We start from the raw sequence: 21563 nt of genomic DNA on the forward strand, positions 1-21563 counted from the left end.
GTCACCCTCCGGTGCCATGCCCGAACCCGCTTCCGCCCCGGTGCTGCGTGTCGGCAACGCCTCCGGCTTCTACGGCGACCGTTTCGACGCCCTGCGCGAGATGCTCACCGGCGGCCCCCTGGACGTCCTGACCGGCGACTACCTCGCCGAGCTGACCATGCTCATCCTCGGCCGGGACCGGCTGAAGGATCCCGGGACCGGCTACGCGCGCACGTTCCTCGGCCAGTTGGAGGAGGGTCTGGGGCTGGCCGCCGATCGCGGCGTGAAGATCGTCGCCAACGCGGGCGGCCTCAACCCCGCCGGGCTCGCCGAGCGGATCGCGGAGCTCGCCGACCGCGTCGGCGTGCCGGCGCGCATCGGCTACGTCACCGGTGACGACCTCCTGACGGACGGGGTCCCCGAGGCCCCCTGGGCCAAGGGCGCCCTCACCGCCAACGCCTACCTCGGCGGCGCGGGCATCGCCGAGTGCCTGCGGGCGGGCGCGGACATCGTGGTGACCGGCCGGGTGACGGACGCGGCGCTGGTCACCGGCCCGGCGATGGCCCACTTCGGCTGGACCGACGACGATCTCGACCCGCTCGCGGGCGCGGTCGTCGCCGGGCACATATTGGAGTGCGGCACGCAGGCGACGGGCGGCAACTACTCCTTCTTCCAGGACGTCCTCGGCGAGCACACCCCGCCACGCCCCGGCTTCCCGCTCGCCGAGATCCACGCCGACGGCTCCGCCGTCATCACCAAGCACCCGGGGACGGGCGGCGCGGTGACCGTCGGGACGGTCACCGCGCAGCTGCTGTACGAGACGGCGGGCGCCCGCTACCCCGGACCCGACGTGACCGCCCGGCTGGACACGGTCCGGCTCACCACGGACGGCCCGGACCGGGTGCGCGTCGACGGGGTGCGCGGCGAGTACCCGCCGCCCACGCTGAAGGTGGGCGTCACCCGCGCCGGGGGCCACCGTTACGAGGTCGCCTTCGTGCTGACCGGCCTGGACGTCGAGGCCAAGGCCCGGCTCGTCCGCGCGCAGCTCGACGGGGTGCTCGCCGCCCACCACCCCGCCGAGGTCCGCTGGACCCTCGCCCGTACGGACCGCTCCGACGCGCCCGTCCAGGAGGAGGCGAGCGCGCTGCTGCGGCTGGTGGTGCGCGACCGCGACTCCGAGGCGATCCGGGCCGTCCGGGCGGCGTGCGTCGAGCTGGCCCTGGCCAGCTATCCCGGTTTCCACATCGCCGCGCCGCCCGGCAAGGGCACGCCGTACGGGGTGTTCGAGGCGGCGTACGTGCCGCCGGAGGCGGTCCGGCACGTGGCCGTGCTGCCGGACGGCGCCCGGGTGCCGGTCCTGCCGCCGCCGGCCCGGACCGGGGGCCGGGGCGCGGCCGTGGGCCGGCCGGCGGTGCTGCTGCCCGACCCGCTGCCCGCCGGGCCCACACGCCGGGCGCCCCTGGGGCTGATCGCGGGGGCGCGCAGCGGGGACAAGGGAGGCAGCGCGAACATCGGTGTGTGGGCGCGTGGCGAGGGTGCGTGGCGCTGGCTCGCGCACGAGCTGACCGTACCGAGGCTGCGGCAACTGCTGCCGGAGACGGCCGGGTTCGTCGTGGAGCGGCACGTGCTGCCCAACCTCCGGGCGCTGAACTTCGTCGTGCACGGCCTGCTGGGCGAGGGCGTCGCCTCCCAGGCCCGCTTCGACCCGCAGGCCAAGGCCGTGGGCGAGTGGCTGCGCTCCCGGCACGTGGACCTCCCCGAGGCGCTGCTGCGGGAGTTACGCGAGACACGAGGACTGGAGGAGCTGTGACCGTCCTGCGCTCCGCCCTCGATCCGGCCTCCGCCGACCACGCGGCCAACCGCGCCGCCATGCTGGCCAAGCTCGCCGAGGTCGAGGCCGAGCACGCCAAGGCCGTCGCGGGCGGCGGCGAGAAGTACACCGCCCGGCACCGCGCCCGCGGCAAGCTGCTCGCCCGCGAGCGCGTCGAGCTGCTGCTCGACCCCGACACCCCGTTCCTGGAGCTGTCGCCGCTGGCGGGCTGGGGCAGCGACCACACCGTCGGCGCGTCACTCGTCACCGGCATCGGCGTGGTCGAGGGCGTCGAGTGCCTGATCACCGCCAACGACCCGACCGTGCGCGGCGGGGCCAGCAACCCCTGGACGCTCAAGAAGGCGCTGCGGGCCAACGAGATCGCCCGCGCCAACCGGCTGCCGGTGATCTCGCTGGTGGAGTCGGGCGGCGCGGACCTGACCGGCCAGAAGGAGATCTTCATCCCGGGCGGCGCCCTCTTCCGCGACCTGACGAGGCTGTCGGCCGCCGGGATCCCCACGATCGCCGTCGTCTTCGGCAACTCCACGGCGGGCGGCGCGTACGTCCCCGGCATGTCCGACCACGTGATCATGGTGAAGGAGCAGGCCAAGGTCTTCCTGGGCGGCCCGCCGCTGGTGCGGATGGCCACGGGCGAGGAGAGCGACGACGAGTCGCTGGGCGGCGCCGCGATGCACGCCCGGACGTCCGGGCTCGCGGACCACTTCGCCGTCGACGAGCGGGACGCGCTGCGCCAGGCCCGCCGGATCGTCGCCCGCCTCAACCGGCGCAAGGCCCACCCCGCCCCGCCGCCGTCCTCCGTCGCGCCCCCGCTGTACGACGAGGAGGAGCTGCTCGGCGTCGTACCGGACGACCTCCGGATCCCGTTCGACCCGCGCGAGGTCGTCGCGCGGATCGTGGACGGCTCGGACTTCGACGAGTTCAAACCGCTCTACGGGCCGAGCCTGGTGACCGGCTGGGCGCGGCTGCACGGCTATCCCGTCGGCGTCCTCGCCAACGCCCAGGGGGTGCTCTTCAGCGCGGAGTCGCAGAAGGCCGCGCAGTTCATCCAGCTCGCCAACCAGCGCGACATCCCGCTGGTCTTCCTCCACAACACCACGGGCTACATGGTCGGCCGGGCCTACGAGCAGGGCGGCATCATCAAGCACGGCGCGATGATGATCAACGCGGTGGCCAACTCCCGGGTCCCCCACCTGTCCGTCCTCATGGGCGCCTCCTACGGCGCCGGGCACTACGGGATGTGCGGCCGGGCCTACGACCCGCGCTTCCTCTTCGCCTGGCCGAGCGCGAAGTCCGCCGTGATGGGGCCGCAGCAGCTCGCGGGGGTCCTGTCGATCGTCGCCCGCGCGTCGGCGGCGGCGAAGGGCACGCCGTACGACGAGGACGCGGACGTGGCGCTGCGCGCGATGGTCGAGGAGCGGATCGAGGCGGAGTCGCTGCCGCTGTTCCTGTCCGGGCGGCTGTACGACGACGGCGTCATCGACCCGCGTGACACGCGGACCGTGCTGGGCATCTGTCTGTCGGCCGCGCACGGCGCCCCGGTGGAGGGCGCGCGGGGCGGCTTCGGCGTCTTCCGGATGTGACGGATGTGACTGATATGACGGCTGTGAGGTCCGAGTGATCGAGTCAATCCTGGTGGCCAACCGCGGCGAGATCGCCTGCCGGGTCTTCCGCACGTGCCGGGAGGCGGGCATCGCCACGGTCGCCGTCCACGCGGACCCGGACGCCGGCGCCCTCCACGTGCGCTCGGCCGACACGGCCGTCCGTCTGCCGGGCACCACGGCGGCGGAGACGTACCTCCGGGGCGATCTCGTCGTACGGGCCGCGCTGACGGCCGGCGCGGACGCCGTGCACCCGGGGTACGGATTCCTCTCCGAGAACGCGGGCTTCGCGCGGGCCGTCACGGACGCGGGGCTGGTGTGGATCGGCCCTCCGGCGGAGGCCATCGAGGCCATGGCCTCCAAGACCCGCGCCAAGCGGGTCACGGCGGCGGCCGGGGTGCCGCTCCTCGCCCCGCTGGACCCTGCGGGACTGACCGCCTCCGACCTCCCCGTGCTGATCAAGGCGGCGGCGGGCGGCGGCGGACGCGGGATGCGGGTGGTGCGGGATCTCGCCGTGCTGGAGGAGGAGTTGGTGTCGGCGCGGGCGGAGGCGGCGGCCGCCTTCGGCGACGGCGAGGTCTTCGTCGAACCGTATGTGGAGGGCGCGCGCCATGTGGAGGTGCAGGTCCTCGCCGACACCCACGGCACCGTCTGGACGCTGGGCACGCGCGACTGCTCGCTCCAGCGCCGCCACCAGAAGGTCGTCGAGGAGGCCCCGGCCCCGGACCTGCCGGACGCGGTGCGCGCCGCCCTGGCCTCGGCCGCCGAGGCGGCGGCACGGGCGATCGGGTACGTGGGTGCGGGGACGGTCGAGTTCCTACTGCCGGGGGACGGGCGCGGTCCGTACTTCCTGGAGATGAACACGCGGCTCCAGGTCGAGCATCCCGTGACGGAGGCGGTGTACGGGGTGGACCTGGTGGCACTGCAGATCAGGGTGGCGGAGGGGGAGCGGCTGGGGCCCTTGCCAAAACCGTACGGCCACGCGGTGGAGGCCCGGCTGGCTGCGGAGGGGAGCCTGGACCGGCCCGTCCGGCGTTTGCGGACGACGGGGGTCCGCCTGGACGCCGGGTACGCCGAGGGTGACACCGTCCCCTCGCAGTACGACCCCCTCCTGGCGAAGGTCATCGCATGGGCGCCGACAAGGCCGGAGGCGATCCGCAAGCTCGCCCACGCCCTCGAACACGCCGCCGTCCACGGCCCGCACACCAACCGCGACCTGCTCGTACGCGCCCTCCGGCACCCGGAGTTCCGGGCGGGCGCGCCGGACACCGGCTTCCTCGAACGCCACCTCACCGCGCTCACCCGCCCCCGCGACGCGCGGCTGGCCGCCCTCGCGGCGGCCCTGGCCGGCGCCCATCGGCCCGGCGCCTGGCGGAACGTCCCCTCCCAGCCGCAGGCCAAGCGCTACCGCTCGGAACCCGACGGCGTGGAGTACGAGATCCGCTATCACCGCACCCGCGGCGGCCTCGTCCCCGAGGGCTTCCCGGGCGTGCGCGTCGTGTCGGCGGCCCCCGGCCGCGTCGCCCTGGAGACGGACGGCGTCACCCGCGCCTTCGAGGTCACCGCGTACGCCGACGGCCGGGTGCACGTGGACTCGTACGCCCTCACCGCCCTCCCCCGCCTCCCCGACCCCGCCGCCCGCGCGGCGGCCGAACCCGGGTCGCTGCTCGCGCCCATGCCCGGCACGGTCGTGCGCGTGGCGGACGGAATCGCGATCGGCGAGCCCGTGAAAGCGGGGCAACCGCTGTTGTGGCTGGAGGCGATGAAGATGGAGCACCGCGTGACCGCTCCCGTCGACGGCACGCTCACCGCGCTCCACGTGACGCAGGGCCGCCAGGTGGAGACGGGCGAGACGCTCGCCGTGGTGACGGAGACGGCCGGCACGGAGACGGCCGGCAGGAAGCCGGTCGGCACGGAGACGGAGGAGACATCATGAGCACGCTCATCGAAACTCCCGAACAGCGCGCCCTCCGCACCGCCGTGGCCGCCCTCGGCGCCCGCTACGGCCGCGCGTACTTCGCCGCGTCCGTACGCGACGGCAAACACACCGACGAGCTGTGGGCGGAGGCCGGCAAGCTCGGCTACCTCGGCGTGAACCTCCCGGAGGAGTACGGCGGCGGGGGCGGCGGCATCACCGAACTCACCGTCGTGCTGGAGGAACTGGGCGCAGCGGGCTGTCCGCTGCTCCTGCTGGTCGTCTCCCCCGCCATCTGCGGCACGGTGATCGCCCGCTTCGGCACGGACGCGCAGAAGCGCGCGTGGCTGCCGGGCCTCGCGGCCGGCACCACGAGGATGGCCTTCGGGATCACCGAGCCGGACGCCGGCTCCAACTCCCACCGGCTGACCACCACAGCCCGCCGCGACGGCGGCGACTGGCTGCTCACCGGCCGGAAGGTGTTCATCTCCGGCGTGGACGTCGCCGACGCGACGCTGATCGTCGGGCGGACGGAGGACGCGCGGACGGGCCGGCTCAAGCCGTGCCTGTTCATCGTCGACCGTGACGCGCCCGGCTTCACCCGCCGCCCGATCCCCATGGACATCGCCTCACCGGAGAAGCAGTTCGAGCTCGTCCTCGACGAGGTCCGGCTGCCGGCGGACGCGCTCGTCGGCGACGAGGACGCGGGCCTGCTCCAGCTCTTCGCCGGGCTCAACCCGGAGCGCGTCATGACGGCGGCGTTCGCGATCGGGATGGGCCGGTACGCGATCACGCGGGCCGTCGAGTACGCCCGCGACCGCCGGGTGTGGGACGAACCGATCGGCGCCCACCAGGCCGTGGCCCACCCGCTCGCGCGCTCGCACATCGAGATCGAGCTGGCCCGGCTGATGATGTACAAGGCGGCGCACCTCTACGACGCCGGGGACGACGAGGGCGCGGGCGAGGCGGCCAACATGGCGAAGTACGCGGCCGCCGAGGCGGCGGTCCGGGCCGTCGACCAGGCGGTGCACACCCTCGGCGGCAACGGTCTCAGCTCGGAGTTCGGGCTGGCCTCGCTGATCACGGCGGCGCGGGTGGCACGTGTGGCGCCGGTGAGCCGGGAGATGATCCTGAACTATGTGTCGCACCGGACGCTGGGTCTGCCCAAGTCCTACTGAAAGGAGCCCTCATGCCGGTCCATAGCTCGGTCCACGACGCGTACGAGCGGGGCGTCACCACCCTGACCCTCGACTCCCCGCACAACCGCAACGCCCTCTCCACCCGCCTGGTGACCGAGTTACGGGAGGGGCTGGCGCGGGCGGCGGACGACGCGCGCACCCGGGCGGTGGTGCTCACCCACACGGGCGGCACGTTCTGCTCGGGCGCCGACCTCACCGAACCGGCCCCGACGGGCCCGGAGGCGCTCGTCGGCCTGCTGCGTACGGTCGTGGAACTGCCCAAGCCGGTGGTGACGGTGGTACGCGGGCATGTACGGGCGGGGGGCCTGGGGCTGGTGGGGGCGTGCGACATCGCGTTGGCGGACGAAACCTCGACGTTCGCGTTCACGGAGTCGAGGATCGGGCTGGCACCCGCGGTCATCTCCCTGCCGTTGCTGCCCCGCCTGGACCCGAGGGCGGCGAGCCGCTACTACCTGACGGGCGAGCGCTTCGGCGCGGCGGAGGCGGCGCGGATCGGCCTGATCACGGCGGTGACGTCCGCCCCGACCGATGCCACCGATGCCACTGACAAGACCCTGGAATCGATCCTCGACGGCCTCCGCCGGGCCTCCCCCCAGGGCCTGGCGGAGTCGAAACGCCTGGTCACGGCGGAGGTCCTACGGGCCTTCGACCGAGACGCGGCCGAGCTGGCGGAGCGGTCGGCGCGGCTGTTCGCCTCGGCGGAGGCGCGGGAGGGCATGGCGGCGTTCCTGGAGAAGCGGGATCCCGCATGGGCACGTTGACGGACCGCACGCAGGAGCCCACCATCCCCAGCACCCCCAATACCCCCGCCACCCCCAACCTCCCCAAGCAGGACCGCAGCCGGGCCACCCGCCGCCGCCTCCTGGAGGCCGCCGTCGCGTGCCTGGCCGAGCACGGCTGGGCGGGCTCGACGGTCGCGGTCGTCGCCGAGCGCGCGGGGGTGTCGCGAGGGGCGGCCCAGCACCACTTCCCCACCCGCGAGGACCTGTTCACGGCGGCGGTGGAGCACGTGGCGGAGGAGCGGTCGGCGGCGCTGCGGGGGCTGCTGTCCGCCACCCGCCCGGTCGTGGGCCCGGCCCGTACGTACGCCGTGGTCGAGGGCATCGCGGACCTCTGCACCGGCCCGCTCTTCCGCGCCGCCCTCCAGCTGTGGGTGGCGGCGGCGAACGAGGAGCCGCTCCGGAGCCGGGTGGTGGACCTGGAGGTGCGGGTGGGACGGGAGGTGCACCGGATGGCCGTGGAACTGCTGGGCGCGGACGAGAGCGTCCCGGGAGTACGGGAGACCGTCCAGGGCTTCCTCGACATGGCGCGCGGCCTCGGCCTGGCCAACCTCCTCACGGACGACAGCGCCCGCCGCGAACGCGTGGTGGCCCACTGGGCCGCCCTCCTCGACGACGTCCTCCGCCCACGCGGGCGCGGCTGAAGCCCACCAGCGCGTTTCGACCACGACCGAATGCGGGGGCGCGCCCCCCGCCCCCTGTGGAGACTCGTTTCCGTGCCCGTCGCAGGAGCGGCGGGCGTGAACCAGGGATTCAGGATGCACAAGGGGGAATCTCGCATGGCACTTCGTGAGACCGGCAAGCGCAAGCTGTTCCGCCGGGCGGCGGCCGTGGCGGCCGCGACCGCCACGACGGCCCTGATGGCGGCGGGCACGGCGGAGGCCAAGCCCGCGGACGGGCCGTGGGCCAACTGTCCGTGGGGCGCGGTCTGCGTGTACCCGCAGGACCAGAACCCGGCCGTCAGCCCGTCGCTCGTGTTCGAGAGCTACGGGCCCCACAACCTGAGCAACCAGTACGGCAACCACTGGGTCCTCAACAACCAGTACGGCGGCGCCTACGCGCGCGCCTGCACCGGCTACAACGGCGGCGGATCCTGCACGGACATCGCCCCGCAGAACGGCCTCTACCTCAACCTGACGCCGATCAACTCGATCGTGCTGGTGCGCCCGTGAGGCGACAGCAGCGCCTCGAATCCCCTCCGTGCCTGAGAACCGGAGGGGAACGGAGCCGCCGCGTCTGACAGCCGGGGCCGCGTCGTGGACGCGGCCCCGGCATCATGTCCCCGCCCTGGCGCCAGCCCTGGCCCTGGCCCCAGCCCTAGTGGACGACCCCGCTCCCGTCCACGGTGAACTTCCCGCTCGACGCCCCGTTGAAGGTGCCGTTGGTGATCCACTCGCTGAGCGCCGCGGTGACCGTGCCGTGCGGCCCCGCCCACGGCGTACCGGGCTGCTGGCCGTAGGCCGTCGCCGGGCTCGGCGGGTTGCAGCGGTCGCCCGAGCAGCCCTCCCACATGAACACGTGGCTCGCGCACGTGACCTGGACGACCACCTTGTTCGTCGTCGCGGCCGGGAGCGCGTTGTAGATGGCCGTGGAGTTCGCCACCGGCGCGGTGCCGTCGCCGAAGCCGTGGAGGATCAGGGTCGGGACCGTCACCTGGCCCGCGACCGCCGTGTTCCAGCCGTAGGTGGAGAAGGTGGGCGAGCGGTTGAGGCCGGCGGGGTGGTGGGGATCGTCGCCGCCCCAGTCCTTCCCGGCGCCGTCGCCCTTCATGAGTTCCTTCCAGACCTCGTCCTGACTGCCCGGCGCGACGCGGCCGGAGCAGCTCTGCTCGTTCGTGCCGGGGCCGTTCGCGAGCGGCATGGACGTCATCGCCGCGCGGTCGGCGACCGTCAGGGGGAAGGAGACGAACCCTCCCGCCGGTGTCACCTCCTCCGTCGGCAGGCCGAAGAGCGATGCCATGAAGACGGCCCGGTCGACCTTTCCGATCCAGGTCGCGCTGTCGGGGAGGAGCGGATTGGGATTGGCCGCGTAGAGGGTCCGTCCGACGCGGGGTCCCCCGAGCGAGTAACCGACGAGGGTCACCTTGCCGTTCGTCGGCTGGGCCTTCGCGATGGCGTCGTCGATGACCTGGCGGATGTCACGCACCCACGTGTCGATGGTCGCGAAGCGCACGTCGCTGGAGTGGGCGAACATCTTGCCGGCGAGGGGGTTGGTACCGAGCTTGGTGCGCTGCTGGTCGAGCGGGAAGATCTGGGCGTTGTGGGTGCGGTCGCACCCCGTCGGGAAGGCGCAGGTGGTGTTGTCGGCGTTGAAGGCGGGGCGGCTCGCGTTGTGGGGGTCGTCCAGGCCGTGCGCGAAGCGCGTGGACTGGCCGTAGCCGAGCAGGTCCGGCACGAACGTGTCGACGCCCGCCCGGGCGAGTCCCTCCTGCACGCTGAGCTTGTTGTTGTTCTGGTCCTTGCCCTTCAGGTCGAAGACCGGCCGTCCGGGCACCGAGCGGCCGTGGATCAGCACGGCGGCCCGGGCGGGTGTCTGCGCGCACCGCCCGTGCGCGTACTCGGGCGCCACGCGGTGGACGCTCAACTGCGCCTTCTGCCCGTTGAACTGCGGGTCGGGCATCATGCCGTTCGGCACGGTGAAGTCCAGCGTGTAGTCGCTGGTGGTGATGTCGGTCGGCTTGTCGTCGCAGGGCGCCTGCTCGATCCGGATGGCGTCGACGGCCAGCAGCCCGCCCACGCCGAAGGCACCCACGGCCAGACAGGTCCCGACGGCGATCCACCACCGGTGCCAGAGCGGCCTGCCCCGCCACCACCGGCCCGGCGACCACCCGCCACTCTTCCGACTGCCGTCGTCCTTCCGACTGCCGTCCACCGCGCCTCCCGTCCGGGCCGGGTCAAGTCCTGTACGTCTGTGCGCCTGTACGCCGCATCCTTCGCCGGGGTCGGGGGGCCCGCCACACGGGAGCGGCCGAATGGACTGGCACACCAGACCCTAGATCCACTAGCCTCTTCCCTAGGAGCCCTAGGAAAGAGGAGGCGCCCGAGTGGTGCGCGCAGGAATCACCGCCGCCAAGCTGACGGCCGCGGCGGCGGTAATGGCGGACGAGCAGGGCTTGGAGAAGGTCACCGTCTCGGCGCTCGCCCGGCAGTTCGGCGTCAAGGACGCGAGCCTGTACTCGCACGTCAAGAACCTGCGGGAGCTGGTCGTACGGGTCGCCCTGCTCAGCGCCGAGGAGGTGGCCGACCGGATCGCGGTCGCGGTGGCGGGCCGCGCCGGGAAGGACGCCCTGGTCGCCTTCGCGGACGCGTACCGCGACTACGCGCTGGAGCACCCGGGCCGCTACGCGGCGACGCAGCGGCAGTTCACGCCGGAGGAGATCGGGGACTCCGCCGGATTCCGCCGGAACATCGAGCTGACGTACGGCATGCTGCGCGCCTACGGCCTCACCGAGCCGGATCTGACGGACGCGGGACGGCTGCTGCGCAGCACGTTCCACGGCTACATCCACCTGGAGCTGAGCGGCGCCTTCGGCCACTCCCGCCCGGTGGGGTCGTCGTGGGAGCGTGCGCTCGACGCCCTCCACATGGTCCTGGAGAACTGGCCTACCGACAACGAGGGGGACAACTGATGCACAAGCCCGTAACCGGAAAGCTCGACGTACCCGGCGCCACCCTGCACTACGAGGTACGAGGCAGCGGCCCGCTGCTCCTGCTGATACCCGGCGGCGCGGGGGACGCCGGAATGTACGCGGGCATGGCCGGCGTCCTGGCCGACGCCGGGTACACCGTCGCGTCCTTCGACCCGCGCGCCCTGTCGCGCAGCCGCCTCCACGTCCCGCTCGGCGACCAGCGGGTCGCGGAGTGGAGCGAGGACGCACGCCTGCTGATCGACCACCTGTCGCCGGACGAGCCGGCGTCGGTGCTGGGCTGCAGCGCGGGCGCCATCGTCGCCCTCGACCTGCTGGCCCGCCACCCGGACCGGGCGCACCGCCTGATCGCACACGAACCGCCGCTGCTGGAGCTCCTGGACGACCCCGCCCCGCACAAGGCGCTGTTCGCGGACGTACGCGAGACCTTCCGGGCGGAGGGAGTGGGGGCGGCGATGGCACGTTTCGCCGAGGGCATGACGGGAGAGCGCCCGGCGGAAGGCCCGGCGGAACGGGACGCGATGGAACTCCCGCCCGAGATCCAGGAGATGGCGTCCCGGATGCACGCCAACCAGCCGGTCTTCCTGGAGCACATGCTGGTCCCGTTCTCCTCGACCGTCCCGGACGTCGAGGCGCTGCGGAACGCTGCCACGAAGCTCGTCCCGTCGGCGGGGCACGAGTCACGCGACCTGCTGCCGCTGTACGGCCCGATCGCCCGCCTGGCAGTACTGACCGGCCGCCCGCTGGAGGAGTTCCCGGGCGGGCACCTGGGCGCGGTCGAGCGACCGAGGGAATTCGCGGAGCGGATGCTGACGCTGCTGGGCGTCACGGCGGCGGCCTAGGCCAGCTCGGCGAGGTCACGCACGGTGGCGGTACCGGAGCGGACGACCCAGATGCCGTCGCCCTCCGCTTCGGAACGGCTTTTGAGGTCGTCGATGTCTACCATCGGGGGCCACCGCGTCCCGGCCTCCGACCAGCGCACGCCGGTCAGGTCCACACCTGACAGGTCGGCTGAGCGCAGGTCGGAGGTGGTGAAGTCGTCGAGGAAGGCGCGGACGGCGGTGCTGTCGAGCAGGGGCGGCTCCGTGTTGAGTGCAACACCAATGACATACCTCAGTTCGCCGGCCCGGAGCTCGACGAGGGCAGGGACCAGGGCACGGCTGCGACGGAGAGCATCGGCGAGTTCGTGGGCCACGAACATATCGACGCGGCCGATATCAGCCAGGCGACGGACGTAGCCGAGTGCACGGAGAAGATCGGCGACGAGACCCATGGAGAGGCCGAAAGCGCGTATGCGAGGCATGTTGAACTCACTGGGGCGGTCGTCTGAGCGGTCGAAGCCGGGGCTGAGGTCGTCAGTGAGGACGCGCGTGAGGTCAAGGGCTTTGTCGACGACTATCACGAGGGCGTCCCAGCGCGGCAGCTCAGCAGGCTGGGTGATCTCGACGCAGATGCGCATAAGGTCGGCGTCGAGCTTATGGGTGCGGTAATAGGTGTCGTTGAAGACCTCGTAGGCGGCCACGACACGGGGAACGGCGCGCAGCGCCAACCGCGTCACCGGGTCGATTCGCCCCGGCGACGGCGTGGTCAAAGTTTCGCGATCCGACCTGCCGGCGGGCAGGATCGCCGCCAGCCCGCCCTCCACGTCGAGGACGGACCCAAGGGCGTCCACGGCCGCGTCGTGCCGGGACTGCAGCAGCACCTCCCGCAGGCCCGCTTCGACATCGAGCGCGCCGTCGAGCCCGTCGGCCAGCTCGCGCTGGTGCCGGTCGAGCCACTGGTCGACGACCTCGGGATTCGGCTCATGTGTGGTCACCGCTGCCCCTCCTTCGTCGCGAGGTAGGCCGCGGCGGCCCGTCGCGCCTTCGCGAGGTTGCCGCGCACGGTATCGACCGGCAGTCCAAGGAGCTCGGCGATGTCGCCCGGGGTGTAGCCGGCCAGCGTCCAGGCCAGGGCCTGTCGCTGCCGGGGCGGCAGGCTCGCCAGCATCGGGCGGGCGTCGTACCGGGCCTCCCACTCCGCGATGGCGTCGGGCCGGGCCAGCAGCGACGTGGGTTCGGGGACCGCGCCGACCAGGTCCTCATCGACGGAGGCGAACGTACGGATCAACGCCCGCGAGGCGACCGTGTGCGCCCAGGCACGCGGGTCGCGGAGCTCGGACCAGCGCTGGTACGCCTTCGTCATCGTGTCCTGCGCGATGTCCGCCGCGACGGCCAGCGAGGCGCCCTGATTGATCAGGAAGCCCACGAGGGGGCGGATCGTGGCGCGATAGAAGGCGGAGAACGCCTCGTCCGCTTCGCGCCGCGCCCGCCGGCTCGCCTCCAGCGAGCCGCTCCGCGCATCGGGTACAACCGCCGGGCCCTCCGTTCCGTCCGACGGAGCCTGCTCCGTCAAGCCCCTCCCCTCCCCTGCGACGGCGTGCGGGTGATCGTCACACGCAGCCGGAGCCCGTCGCCACCCTGCTCATCGACCTCCACCCGACCACCGGCGGCCACCACCTCAGCCGCACGGATCAGATGCCTGCGCCAGCGCAGACGCAACCACAGTCCCGTGACAGCGCATACCTCCGCAACAACCAATGGGACGATGGTGGTTACCGCTGTGGCAGCGTCCATGATTGAGCCCCTCCCTTCCGGTGGCGACGACGCGGCCCCAAGCGGAGGCCCGTCACCAGTAGGAGCCCGAACGGGCCTTGATCGTGAACTCCGCGGCCGGATTCGGGCCAGCGGCCGGTAGGCAGGGCCGAACAGGACCCGACGCCGCTCCTCGGGAACCCGGTCCTCGCGGGCACGCCAGATCAGGGGCCGCGCGGTTCGGGGAGCACATGACCACGGCCAGGCTGAGGAAGGAGGGACGTCCCAGGTAGTACCCGAGCGAGACGTCCCCGCCCCAGCCGAGCGTTTCCGCCACGTACGCGACCGTTCCCGCGAGGCGGGCGCTGTCACGATCGGCCCGCGAGGCGAATCGCGGCGCGTGCTCGGCCAGCCGCTCCCCCAGCCACCGGGTGGCCTCGCACGGATCCGCCCAGGTTCCCTGGATCAGTCTCCCGGGCTTCACCAGCCAGTGCTTGGTCTGCAGCGGAGGCACATCGGTGACCCGCCACTCGGCCACGGCCTCCTTGTACCTGTCCACCACGTCGGGGGGACTGCCGGCGGTCGGCTCCACGTGCGACGGCGGGCGTCGGGTGCTCTCCTTGTCGAACACCGCTTTGTCGCCGAGCCATAGGTAGCCGTGAAAGTGCATGGGACGATCCCCGTTCTGCGCGGGCGCCCGCCGATCCACGCCAGCGTCACGCACGATTCCCCGTCCGGGTGGGTGTTGCCTCCGGGAGCGATGGATTGGGCACACCAGGACGCTATGAACCGCGGGTGCCCGGAAGCCACGAGGTTGCAGACAATTGCAGAGGGCCACGTCCAAGGCCGCGCGCGTAGAAGTTCGTGCAAGTCGCTGGAACGCAAAGGGCCGACCGAGCATGCTCGTTCACGCTCGCACCACTCAGCGACGCAGGAGGCGAATGATGGCTCTGCACAAGCTCGGCCAGGACCCCGAGAGCCCGGACGGCAAGTCGCCCACCGTCTACTACGACGATCAGACGGACAACTACGTCCTTCAGGGGTGGCGCGTCCTCGACGCCGAGCGGCTCACCCAGATGGACATCCCCGACCACGAAACCGTGATCGAGTTCCCCCGCCGGATGTTGCGGTTCTTCCCGGAGGTGAACGGTGGCGGACCCGACGCTTGAGGACCTCCTGCGCCGGTGCGAACGGTCCGCCGTCCACCTGGAGATGCGCGACGGCTACATGAGGGACGACCCGATGTTCCTGGCGTGGCAGAAGGGCCACAGGGACGACCCGGCCGACCGGGACGCCTGGTGGCGTCCCTGGCTGACGCTCATCGAACAGATCACGGCCCGTGGCGTGCGGGTGCGCCGAGCGCGCGTCGTCAGTGTGCCGGTCTCCGACTACGTGCAGTTCGAGCACGACGTGACGTTCACCAACATCGCGGCGGGCGAACAGGTCCGCTGGCTGCCGCGCCGACGCGCCACCGACCTCGCCCTGCCGGGGAACGACTTCTGGCTGGTGGACGACTCCATGGTAGTGATCAACCACTTCGACGGCGACGGCCGCTTCACAGGTGACGAATTCATCGCGGAGCCGGAGACGGCGAAGCTCTGCTCCTCGGCCTTCGAAGCCGTGTGGGCACGGGCCGTGCCCCATGAGGAGTTCCGACCGGTCTGATCCTCATGCATTCGTCCTCGTCATCGAGCGTTCAGCAGGCACGACAAGCCCTCGGCCGGCGCCTGCGCGAGATCCGGAAGGACTCCGGTATGACCGCGCGGGCGCTGGCCGCGCTGGCGGGCTGGCACGCGTCGAAGTGCTCCCGCATCGAGAACGGCCGCACCGCCCCGTCCGACAGCGACATCAGGTCCTGGACGCTGCACTGCGGCGCGCAGGACCAGACCGCCGATCTGATCGCCACCGCGCGCAACATCGACGGCATGTACGTGGAGTGGAGGCGCATCGAGCGGGCGGGGCTGAAGCGCGCGCAGGAGAACGCCCTACCGCTCTTCGAACGCACCCAGCGCTTCCGGATCTACCAGTCGTGGGTGGTCCCCGGCCTGTTCCAAACCGCCGCCTACACCACGGCAGTACTGAACACGGTCGTGAACCTGCGGCAGACCCCTGACGACGTCGCCCAGGCGGTAGCCGTACGCATGGACAGGCAACGCATCCTGCGGTCGGGCCACCGCCGCTTCGCCGTTCTCGTGGAGGAGTGGGTGCTGCGCACGGTGATCGGCGACACGAGCGTCATGGCCGAGCAGCTCCGGCAGCTACTGACGGTCGCCTCGCTGCCGTCCGTCAGCCTGGGCGTCATCCCCATGGGCCGTCCACGCGGCTTCGGCTGGCCGACGGAGTCGTTCACCCTGTACGACGACCGGCAGGTCAACGTCGAGTTGGTGTCCGCCCACCTCACCGTCACGCAACCCCGCGAAATTCACGACTACGCCGTCACGTTCAACGAGCTCTCCGCTGTCGCGCGGTACGGGGCCGACGCGCGATCCCTGATCGCGGCGGCCATCGACGCCCTCGGGTGAGTCGGTCGTCCCTACCGCTTCGCGACGAACGAGCCCATGCCGCGCGTGGTGACGATCAGGCCCTCCTCCTGAAGGGCCGTCTTGACCTTGCGGACCGTGCCGCGTGCCACGCCGAACTCCTGCTCCAGCTGGGTCTCCGAGATCAGCCGATTTACTGGGTACTCGCCGCTGGCGATGCGCTGTCGGATCACGTCGGCGATCTGCGTCCACTTGGGACGAGTGGGGTCGAACTCCATCACCTGCGTGACTGTACGCATGACCGTGTATCCGAACATAGCCACGGACGGCCTTGGTCGGGTATGGACATGTGGGATCGGGTAGGAGTAGCGTCACGCGATGGAAGACCCCCGCGACCGCACCAACGGCCCGGGGGCATGGCCACCAGCCCAAGGAGCTGATGACATGCGCGACCTTATCTCCCGCCTGCTCCGCCGGCACAGGGCTCGCGGCGCCGTTCGCACGGCGCCCGAACCCGAACCCGCCACGCCCACCCCGCCTCCCGTCCTCTCCCTCCCCCACACCAGCGGCATCCGCTACGCCGACGACGAACACGCCGTGGTGAATTCGCAGGGGCGGTGGGGGAAGTGAGCGTGCCGGACGTCGCACTCGGCATCGTCGCAGTGGACACTTTCAGCAACGCCGTCGGCATGGTGATCGAGTCCGCCAAGGGGCTCGTCCGGATGCAGCATCCCAATGGGGTCAGCTGGCGGGCCTACGCCAGCAACCTCCGGGTGCCGGAGCCGGCGGAGAGAGAGCAGTTCGAGGCCGCGGAGCGGGCCTGGGCGCCAGTCGTCGTACCGGCGTCCGCGCCGCAGACGAAGGGAACATAGAACGCCATGAGAGTGTCGAGCCGCGCCCGGAACCGCGACTGCGAGCACGACTGGGTCCAATGGAGCGGCGCGTCACGCTGTCGCAAATGCGGGACGACTCAGCAGTAGTCGTCCGTGAGGGGCGCCATGACGTCGACGTCGCGCACCGAATGGCACGAGCTGCCCCGATCCGTGCGGGCGGCCGTCGAGGAGCGCACCGGGCCGGTCGTGACGGCGCGGGCGCTCCCCGGCGGGCTCAACTGCGCCGTGGCCGCCGCGCTGACCACGGCGGACGGCACGGCGGCGTTCGTCAAGGGCACTCCCCTGACGAACACCGCCGCCCGCGCCGGCCAGCACTGGGAAGCCGCCGTCAATCCGTATACGCGCCCCGTCGGGCCCCGGCTGCTGTGGCGGGTCGCGGTCGGCGGCTGGGAGTTGCTCGGGTTCGAGTACGTCGGCGGCGCGCGGCACGCGGATCTGTCGGCCGGGGCGGCGGATCACGCCCTGGTCGCCGAAGCACTCGGCACGGCGTGCGCTCTGCCACCGCCGCCGGCCGGGCTGGGCGTGCCGTCGTTCGCCGGTCGCTGGGCCGGGTTCCTGGAGACCGGCGAACTGCCGCTCCTCCACGGCCGTTCGCTCCTGCACACGGACACCAACCCCCACAACCTCCTCGTCACCGCCGACCGCGCGCACCTCGTCGACTGGGCGATGCCCGCCCTCGGGCCGGCCTGGGTGGACGTCGCCAACACCGCCGTCCGGCTGATGGAGGCCGACTGCCCGTCCGAGACCGCGCTCGCCTGGGCCGCCGGGTTCACCGCCTGCTGGCGGGCGGCCGGTACCGCCGCCGCCCTCCGCGCGTTCGTCGCCGCCAACTGCCGGGCCTGGACCTCCCGCGTGGGCCCCGTCGACGCCCGGCCGAGCAACGAGCGGTTCACCGCGCTGCTCGGGCTTTTCCGATAGCGCGCACGTCCTTCTCCAGCAGCGTGAAGGACTTCGGCGCCCCGCCCGGCTGCGGCTTGCCCTCCTTGCGGCCCGCGACGCGGTAACCGGCCGCCCGGTAGTAGGCGTTCAACCGCGCGTTGCCCGCCAGACAGTCCAGCCGCACCCGCGTCCGCCCCGCCGCGGCCACCCGGCGTTCCGCCGCCCGCAGCAGCCGCTGCCCCGTCCCGGGCTCGGCGACGCGGCGGTCCACCATCAGCCGGTGGACGTATCCGGCCACGGGCGGCTGCGGGCCCCACGCGTCCTCGTCCTCCCACCACAGTTCCCAGGCGCCAAGAACGGAGCGGTCCGCCGTCTCCGCGAGCCAGACTTCCCCCCGCGCCATGACCCGGCGGAAGTGGTCCTCGTCCAACTCCCCCGGCCGCCACTGCCCGGTGATCCCCCGGGCCAGCATCCAGCGCGCCGCGTCGTCGCGGAGGCGGACGAGACCGGACAGATCGGCCTCACCGGCCGGGCGGATTCGTAGATCGTTCACGCGGGGCAAGGTAACGGAACGAAAGCGAGGTTGCCGTTCCGGCTGCGTCGTCTTTCAGCCACAGCTATACCGTTGGCGTGACAGTGCCAAGGGAAGCACACAGGGATGTGGATGAAACGCGCGGCGAGCTGCGCGACGTTCTCGACCGGTCCGAGGCATGGCTGCGCGACGCGGCCGGTCTCCCCGAGGTTCCGGCGGAGTGGCCGGAGGAGTTACGAGCGGACGCGGCGGCGGTCAGGCGGTTGCGGACGCGCGCGGCCTCGGCCCTGATCAACGTGGCTCTCCTCGGCGCCTTCTCGTCCGGCAAGAGTTTCCTGTTGAGCGGCTTGCAGGGCGGCCTGGAGCTGGTCGAGGTGCAGACCGCCGACGGGCGGACGGCGGACAAGTTCGTGGGGCTGCTGCCGTCCTCGCCGGTGCCGACCACGGCCTGCCCGGCGTGCGTGGTGCCGGTCGACGGCCGCCAGTCCACGGTGGACGCCTCCGGGACCGGCTTTCTGCGGGTGCGCTTCACGGACTCGGCCGACGGCGAGTGGGAGGACATCGGGAACTCCCCGGCCCCTTCCGTGGTCGCGGCGTACGCCATGCAGGACGCGGACGTCGTCAACCGGCTCAGGGCGCACCGCGACCGCGAGGTGGCCGAGCTCGAGGTGCTCCTGGCGGACACCAAACTGCCGGCGAAGTTCTACGACCTGCCGGGCTACGGCTCCCCGAACCCCGTCCACGACCTGATCGTCAGGGCCGCGCTGGCCGACGCGGACTGCTTCATGTACGTCGCGCACGCCGGCCGGACGCTCTCCGAGCGGGAGCTGTCCCTCATCCGCACCCTCTACGAGCACTACCAGCTCTCCGGCAAGCGGGTCGTGTGGGTGGTCACCGCGATCGACTCGGCGTCGAACCTCGATCTCCACGACGAGCCCGAGTGGAAGGCGACCGTCGCCCGCGACACCGGCTATCTGAGGGAGAACTTCACCCTCTCCGACGGCCGGCCGGACCTGGGCTTCATCGGCGAGGGATTCATCCCCGTCTCCCCCGCCCTGGAGGCGCGCGCGGCGAAGCTGGAGGCCGAGGAGGCCGAGGCGCCCGCGCGGCGGTGCCGCGCGGAGAGCCGGATGGACACCCTGCGCCAGGCGATCGAGGACCTGATCAGAACGGAGACCGGTCCCCGGCACATCGCCGCCGTGGCGGCCGAGGCGCGCGTCAGGCTCGTTCCCCGGCTGCGCCTGGTCGAGGACCGGCTGCGGACGGAACAGCTGGAGATCGACGGGCTGAAGGAGCTGCTGGACGGCCATCAGCGGCGGCTGGAACTGCTGGACCGGGTGCTGCCGGAGCTGCGCGAGCAGCTGGAGCGCAGGCTCCGGGCCCGGGTCGGGCGGGCCGTGCGGCCGTTCGGCCGCCTGGCCGCCCACCTCCACGGCTCGCTGGACTCCACCATCCGGCAGACCGACGTGAGCAAGCCGGTCAAGGCGCACCAGATCCAGGTGTCGAAGACCCAGGCGCTCCGGACGTGGCTGGAGGCCCCGACCGGCCCGGCGACGCTGTGGACCGAGCAGCTGGAGGCGTTCAAGCAGGACGTGTCGCAGGCCGTGGAGCACTTCTTCGGGGACAAGGACCTCACGGGGCGGCTCCCCGACTCCGTCTTCGACGTGAACGACCTCTCCCTGCCCCAGCGCGCTCAACGCCCGGCCACCGCGCAGGACATCGTCCAGCGCGCGTCGGCGCTGGTCGGGGTCGTGGCGCCGGTCGCCGCGGGCGGGACCTGGCTGTACGGTCTGGCGGCGGCCGGCACGGTCTTCCCTCCCGCCACGGTCGTCGCGGGTGTGGCCGGGATGGTCTTCATGGGGATCGAGTACCGCAAGAGGAAGCTCAACTCGCTGCAGGTCCTCCAGGAGGAGTGGATCGGCGCCATCGACGCCGAAGTCACGGCGGTCATGGAGCAGTTCGCCCAGTCCGCCGCGATCCAGGGCACCATCGTCATCGATCACCTGAGCGACAATCTCGCGCAGTACCGGGAGCAGCTGGAGAGCACGCGCGACTTCGCGCGGCAGCGCATCGCCAACCCCGAGAACCGGGTCCGGCAGGGCCTGATCGACCGGCTCGCACCCGTCCACGAGGAGGGCCGCGCCCTGGTGGAGGCCCTGCGAACACTGGAGAAGCCCTGACGGATCCCTGAGCGGTCCCGGCCGCCGATCGAGTGGCACCCTTGCCCCCACCCGGCCCCAGGGCGTTGGCTTAGGGGCCATGGAGTACACGCAGCTCGGACGCACGGGACTCAGGGTCGGCCGGATCGTGCTCGGGACGATGAACTTCGGGCCGCACACCGACGAGACCGACAGCCACTCGATCATGGACGCGGCGCTCGCCGCCGGCGTCAACCTCTTCGACACCGCCAACGTCTACGGCTGGGGCGAGAACAAGGGCCGTACCGAGGAGATCATCGGCAGCTGGTTCGCCAAGGGCGGCGGGCGGCGCGACAAGGTCGTCATCGCCACCAAGGTGTTCGGCGGGATGAACGCCGCCGGCGAGCCGTGGCCGAACGAGGACCGGCTCTCCGCGCTGAACATCCGCCGCTCCGTCGAGGCGAGCCTGCGGCGGCTGCGCACGGACCACATCGACCTCTACCAGTTCCACCACGTGGACCGGCGCACGCCGTGGGAAGAGATCTGGCAGGCCATGGACGTCCTCGTCCAGCAGGGCAAGATCCTCTACGTGGGCTCCTCCAACCTCGCCGGCTGGCACATCGCCCAGGCCAACGAGACCGCCCGGCGCCGTGGCTCGCTGGGCCTCGTCAGCGAGCAGTGCCTGTACAACCTCGCCGAGCGCCGCGCCGAGATGGAGGTCGTCCCGGCGGCGCGGGCGTACGGGCTCGGGGTGATCCCCTGGTCGCCGCTGCACGGCGGGCTGCTCGGCGGCGTCCTCCGCAAGGAGCGGGAGGGCGGCGGCGCCCGTTCCACGTCGGGCCGTTCGGCGGACGCGCTCGCGAACAGCAGGATCCGCGACCAGATCCAGGCGTACGAGGACGTCGTCGACAAGCACGGTCTGGCGCCCGGCGAGGTGGCCCTGGCGTGGCTGCTGACCCGGCCCGGGATCACCGGGCCGATCGTGGGGCCGCGTACGGCGGAGCAGTTGGAGTCCGCGCTGCGGGCGGCGGAGCTGAAGCTTCCGGAGGAGCTGCTCGTCGATCTGGACGAAATCTTCCCCGGGCCGGGCGCGTCGCCGGAGGCTTTCGCTTGGTGAAGGG

The 21563-nt window shown here is 72.2% G+C and carries 24 protein-coding genes; 17 read left to right on the top strand and 7 right to left on the bottom strand.

Going from position 1 to position 21563, the window contains the following annotated elements; genetic code table 11:
- Positions 1-16: 16 nt before the first annotated feature.
- From IE096_RS18750 to IE096_RS18780, 7 genes are all read left to right on the top strand, one after another.
- Positions 17-1789: an acyclic terpene utilization AtuA family protein gene (locus tag IE096_RS18750; RefSeq protein WP_189453188.1), complete on the top strand. Its 1773-nt coding sequence runs from the start codon at positions 17-19 to the stop codon at positions 1787-1789.
- On the top strand, positions 1786-3390 hold the full coding sequence (locus IE096_RS18755) for an acyl-CoA carboxylase subunit beta (protein WP_189453190.1): 1605 nt from the start codon (positions 1786-1788) through the stop codon (positions 3388-3390). The genes IE096_RS18750 and IE096_RS18755 overlap by 4 nt, the downstream gene beginning before the upstream one ends.
- Before the next feature lie 34 nt (positions 3391-3424).
- Positions 3425-5344, top strand: a complete 1920-nt coding sequence (locus IE096_RS18760) for an ATP-binding protein (protein ID WP_189453191.1) — start codon at positions 3425-3427, stop codon at positions 5342-5344.
- Positions 5341-6501 (top strand): acyl-CoA dehydrogenase family protein, encoded by a 1161-nt coding sequence (locus IE096_RS18765; RefSeq protein ID WP_189453193.1) that lies wholly within the window; start codon positions 5341-5343, stop codon positions 6499-6501. The genes IE096_RS18760 and IE096_RS18765 overlap by 4 nt, the downstream gene beginning before the upstream one ends.
- 11 nt (positions 6502-6512) lie before the next feature.
- Positions 6513-7283 carry an enoyl-CoA hydratase family protein gene (locus IE096_RS18770; protein ID WP_189453195.1) on the top strand — a complete coding sequence of 257 codons (771 nt, stop codon included), beginning with the start codon at positions 6513-6515 and terminating at the stop codon, positions 7281-7283.
- Positions 7271-7945 (top strand): TetR/AcrR family transcriptional regulator, encoded by a 675-nt coding sequence (locus IE096_RS18775; protein ID WP_189453197.1) that lies wholly within the window; start codon positions 7271-7273, stop codon positions 7943-7945. Before IE096_RS18770 ends, IE096_RS18775 begins: the two co-directional genes overlap by 13 nt.
- Positions 7946-8080: 135 nt before the next feature.
- A complete protein-coding gene (locus IE096_RS18780; RefSeq protein ID WP_189453198.1) occupies positions 8081-8473 on the top strand; it encodes a hypothetical protein in 393 nt (130 codons plus the stop codon).
- A gap of 145 nt (positions 8474-8618) precedes the next feature.
- Here the strand turns inward: IE096_RS18780 and IE096_RS18785 are convergent, their stop codons facing one another.
- Complete coding sequence (locus IE096_RS18785; RefSeq protein ID WP_189453200.1) at positions 8619-10052, bottom strand: alpha/beta hydrolase; 1434 nt, start codon at positions 10050-10052, stop codon at positions 8619-8621.
- A 292-nt stretch (positions 10053-10344) separates the two neighbouring features.
- Between IE096_RS18785 and IE096_RS18790 the strand changes: the two genes are divergently transcribed.
- The gene (locus IE096_RS18790) at positions 10345-10929 is read left to right on the top strand and encodes a TetR/AcrR family transcriptional regulator (RefSeq protein WP_189453202.1); all 585 of its coding nucleotides are present in this window, start codon (positions 10345-10347) and stop codon (positions 10927-10929) included.
- Positions 10929-11789: an alpha/beta fold hydrolase gene (locus IE096_RS18795; RefSeq protein ID WP_189453204.1), complete on the top strand. Its 861-nt coding sequence runs from the start codon at positions 10929-10931 to the stop codon at positions 11787-11789. Before IE096_RS18790 ends, IE096_RS18795 begins: the two co-directional genes overlap by 1 nt.
- Here the strand turns inward: IE096_RS18795 and IE096_RS18800 are convergent.
- The 4 genes from IE096_RS18800 to IE096_RS18815 are packed head-to-tail and all read right to left on the bottom strand — an operon-like array spanning position 11786 to position 14190.
- Entirely contained in the window at positions 11786-12763 is a 978-nt protein-coding gene (locus IE096_RS18800; protein WP_189453206.1) for a hypothetical protein, read from the bottom strand. The two genes, IE096_RS18795 and IE096_RS18800, sit on opposite strands and share 4 nt — an antisense overlap.
- Positions 12760-13341 carry an RNA polymerase sigma factor gene (locus tag IE096_RS18805; protein WP_189453207.1) on the bottom strand — a complete coding sequence of 194 codons (582 nt, stop codon included), beginning with the start codon at positions 13339-13341 and terminating at the stop codon, positions 12760-12762. Before IE096_RS18805 ends, IE096_RS18800 begins: the two co-directional genes overlap by 4 nt.
- Positions 13338-13562, bottom strand: a complete 225-nt coding sequence (locus IE096_RS18810) for a hypothetical protein (protein WP_189453209.1) — start codon at positions 13560-13562, stop codon at positions 13338-13340. The genes IE096_RS18805 and IE096_RS18810 overlap by 4 nt, the downstream gene beginning before the upstream one ends.
- Before the next feature lie 52 nt (positions 13563-13614).
- Positions 13615-14190: a hypothetical protein gene (locus IE096_RS18815; RefSeq protein ID WP_308430357.1), complete on the bottom strand. Its 576-nt coding sequence runs from the start codon at positions 14188-14190 to the stop codon at positions 13615-13617.
- A gap of 274 nt (positions 14191-14464) precedes the next feature.
- Between IE096_RS18815 and IE096_RS18820 the strand changes: the two genes are divergently transcribed.
- The 3 genes from IE096_RS18820 to IE096_RS18830 are packed head-to-tail and all read left to right on the top strand — an operon-like array spanning position 14465 to position 16042.
- Complete coding sequence (locus IE096_RS18820; RefSeq protein ID WP_189453211.1) at positions 14465-14689, top strand: hypothetical protein; 225 nt, start codon at positions 14465-14467, stop codon at positions 14687-14689.
- A 43-nt stretch (positions 14690-14732) separates the two neighbouring features.
- A complete protein-coding gene (locus IE096_RS18825) occupies positions 14733-15185 on the top strand; it encodes a DUF6879 family protein (RefSeq protein WP_229820395.1) in 453 nt (150 codons plus the stop codon).
- A 5-nt stretch (positions 15186-15190) separates the two neighbouring features.
- Positions 15191-16042 (top strand): helix-turn-helix domain-containing protein, encoded by an 852-nt coding sequence (locus IE096_RS18830; protein WP_189453215.1) that lies wholly within the window; start codon positions 15191-15193, stop codon positions 16040-16042.
- Between the two features lie 11 nt (positions 16043-16053).
- Here the strand turns inward: IE096_RS18830 and IE096_RS18835 are convergent, their stop codons facing one another.
- Positions 16054-16299 (bottom strand): GntR family transcriptional regulator, encoded by a 246-nt coding sequence (locus IE096_RS18835; RefSeq protein WP_308430358.1) that lies wholly within the window; start codon positions 16297-16299, stop codon positions 16054-16056.
- 145 nt (positions 16300-16444) lie between these two features.
- Between IE096_RS18835 and IE096_RS18840 the strand changes: the two genes are divergently transcribed.
- The 3 genes from IE096_RS18840 to IE096_RS18850 all read left to right on the top strand — a co-directional run bounded on the left by IE096_RS18840 (position 16445) and on the right by IE096_RS18850 (position 17811).
- On the top strand, positions 16445-16630 hold the full coding sequence (locus IE096_RS18840; RefSeq protein WP_189453218.1) for a hypothetical protein: 186 nt from the start codon (positions 16445-16447) through the stop codon (positions 16628-16630).
- Positions 16631-16632: 2 nt separating this feature from the next.
- Positions 16633-16872 (top strand): hypothetical protein, encoded by a 240-nt coding sequence (locus IE096_RS18845; protein ID WP_189453220.1) that lies wholly within the window; start codon positions 16633-16635, stop codon positions 16870-16872.
- Positions 16873-16998: 126 nt separating this feature from the next.
- Entirely contained in the window at positions 16999-17811 is an 813-nt protein-coding gene (locus tag IE096_RS18850; RefSeq protein ID WP_189453222.1) for a phosphotransferase, read from the top strand.
- Here IE096_RS18850 and IE096_RS18855 read toward each other — a convergent pair.
- Positions 17783-18325, bottom strand: a complete 543-nt coding sequence (locus tag IE096_RS18855; protein ID WP_189453224.1) for a GNAT family N-acetyltransferase — start codon at positions 18323-18325, stop codon at positions 17783-17785. The two genes, IE096_RS18850 and IE096_RS18855, sit on opposite strands and share 29 nt — an antisense overlap.
- A 107-nt stretch (positions 18326-18432) precedes the next feature.
- Between IE096_RS18855 and IE096_RS18860 the strand changes: the two genes are divergently transcribed.
- A complete protein-coding gene (locus IE096_RS18860; protein ID WP_189453226.1) occupies positions 18433-20484 on the top strand; it encodes a GTPase family protein in 2052 nt (683 codons plus the stop codon).
- Positions 20485-20563: 79 nt separating this feature from the next.
- Positions 20564-21559, top strand: coding sequence for an aldo/keto reductase (locus tag IE096_RS18865; RefSeq protein ID WP_189453228.1), 996 nt, complete (start codon positions 20564-20566; stop codon positions 21557-21559).
- Positions 21560-21563 lie beyond the last annotated feature (4 nt).

Source organism: Streptomyces abikoensis, assembly GCF_014648775.1.
GTDB lineage: Bacteria > Actinomycetota > Actinomycetes > Streptomycetales > Streptomycetaceae > Streptomyces > Streptomyces abikoensis.

Coding starts and splice junctions, on each gene's coding strand:
- IE096_RS18850 (WP_189453222.1), top strand. CDS start 16,999: ATGACGTCGACGTCGCGCACCGAATGGCACGAGCTGCCCCGATCCGTG.
- IE096_RS18780 (WP_189453198.1), top strand. CDS start 8,081: ATGGCACTTCGTGAGACCGGCAAGCGCAAGCTGTTCCGCCGGGCGGCG.
- IE096_RS18835 (WP_308430358.1), bottom strand. CDS start 16,299: ATGCGTACAGTCACGCAGGTGATGGAGTTCGACCCCACTCGTCCCAAG.
- IE096_RS18840 (WP_189453218.1), top strand. CDS start 16,445: ATGCGCGACCTTATCTCCCGCCTGCTCCGCCGGCACAGGGCTCGCGGC.
- IE096_RS18815 (WP_308430357.1), bottom strand. CDS start 14,190: ATGCACTTTCACGGCTACCTATGGCTCGGCGACAAAGCGGTGTTCGAC.
- IE096_RS18770 (WP_189453195.1), top strand. CDS start 6,513: ATGCCGGTCCATAGCTCGGTCCACGACGCGTACGAGCGGGGCGTCACC.
- IE096_RS18810 (WP_189453209.1), bottom strand. CDS start 13,562: ATGGACGCTGCCACAGCGGTAACCACCATCGTCCCATTGGTTGTTGCG.
- IE096_RS18795 (WP_189453204.1), top strand. CDS start 10,929: ATGCACAAGCCCGTAACCGGAAAGCTCGACGTACCCGGCGCCACCCTG.
- IE096_RS18765 (WP_189453193.1), top strand. CDS start 5,341: ATGAGCACGCTCATCGAAACTCCCGAACAGCGCGCCCTCCGCACCGCC.
- IE096_RS18820 (WP_189453211.1), top strand. CDS start 14,465: ATGGCTCTGCACAAGCTCGGCCAGGACCCCGAGAGCCCGGACGGCAAG.
- IE096_RS18825 (WP_229820395.1), top strand. CDS start 14,733: ATGCGCGACGGCTACATGAGGGACGACCCGATGTTCCTGGCGTGGCAG.
- IE096_RS18750 (WP_189453188.1), top strand. CDS start 17: ATGCCCGAACCCGCTTCCGCCCCGGTGCTGCGTGTCGGCAACGCCTCC.
- IE096_RS18775 (WP_189453197.1), top strand. CDS start 7,271: ATGGGCACGTTGACGGACCGCACGCAGGAGCCCACCATCCCCAGCACC.
- IE096_RS18865 (WP_189453228.1), top strand. CDS start 20,564: ATGGAGTACACGCAGCTCGGACGCACGGGACTCAGGGTCGGCCGGATC.
- IE096_RS18830 (WP_189453215.1), top strand. CDS start 15,191: ATGCATTCGTCCTCGTCATCGAGCGTTCAGCAGGCACGACAAGCCCTC.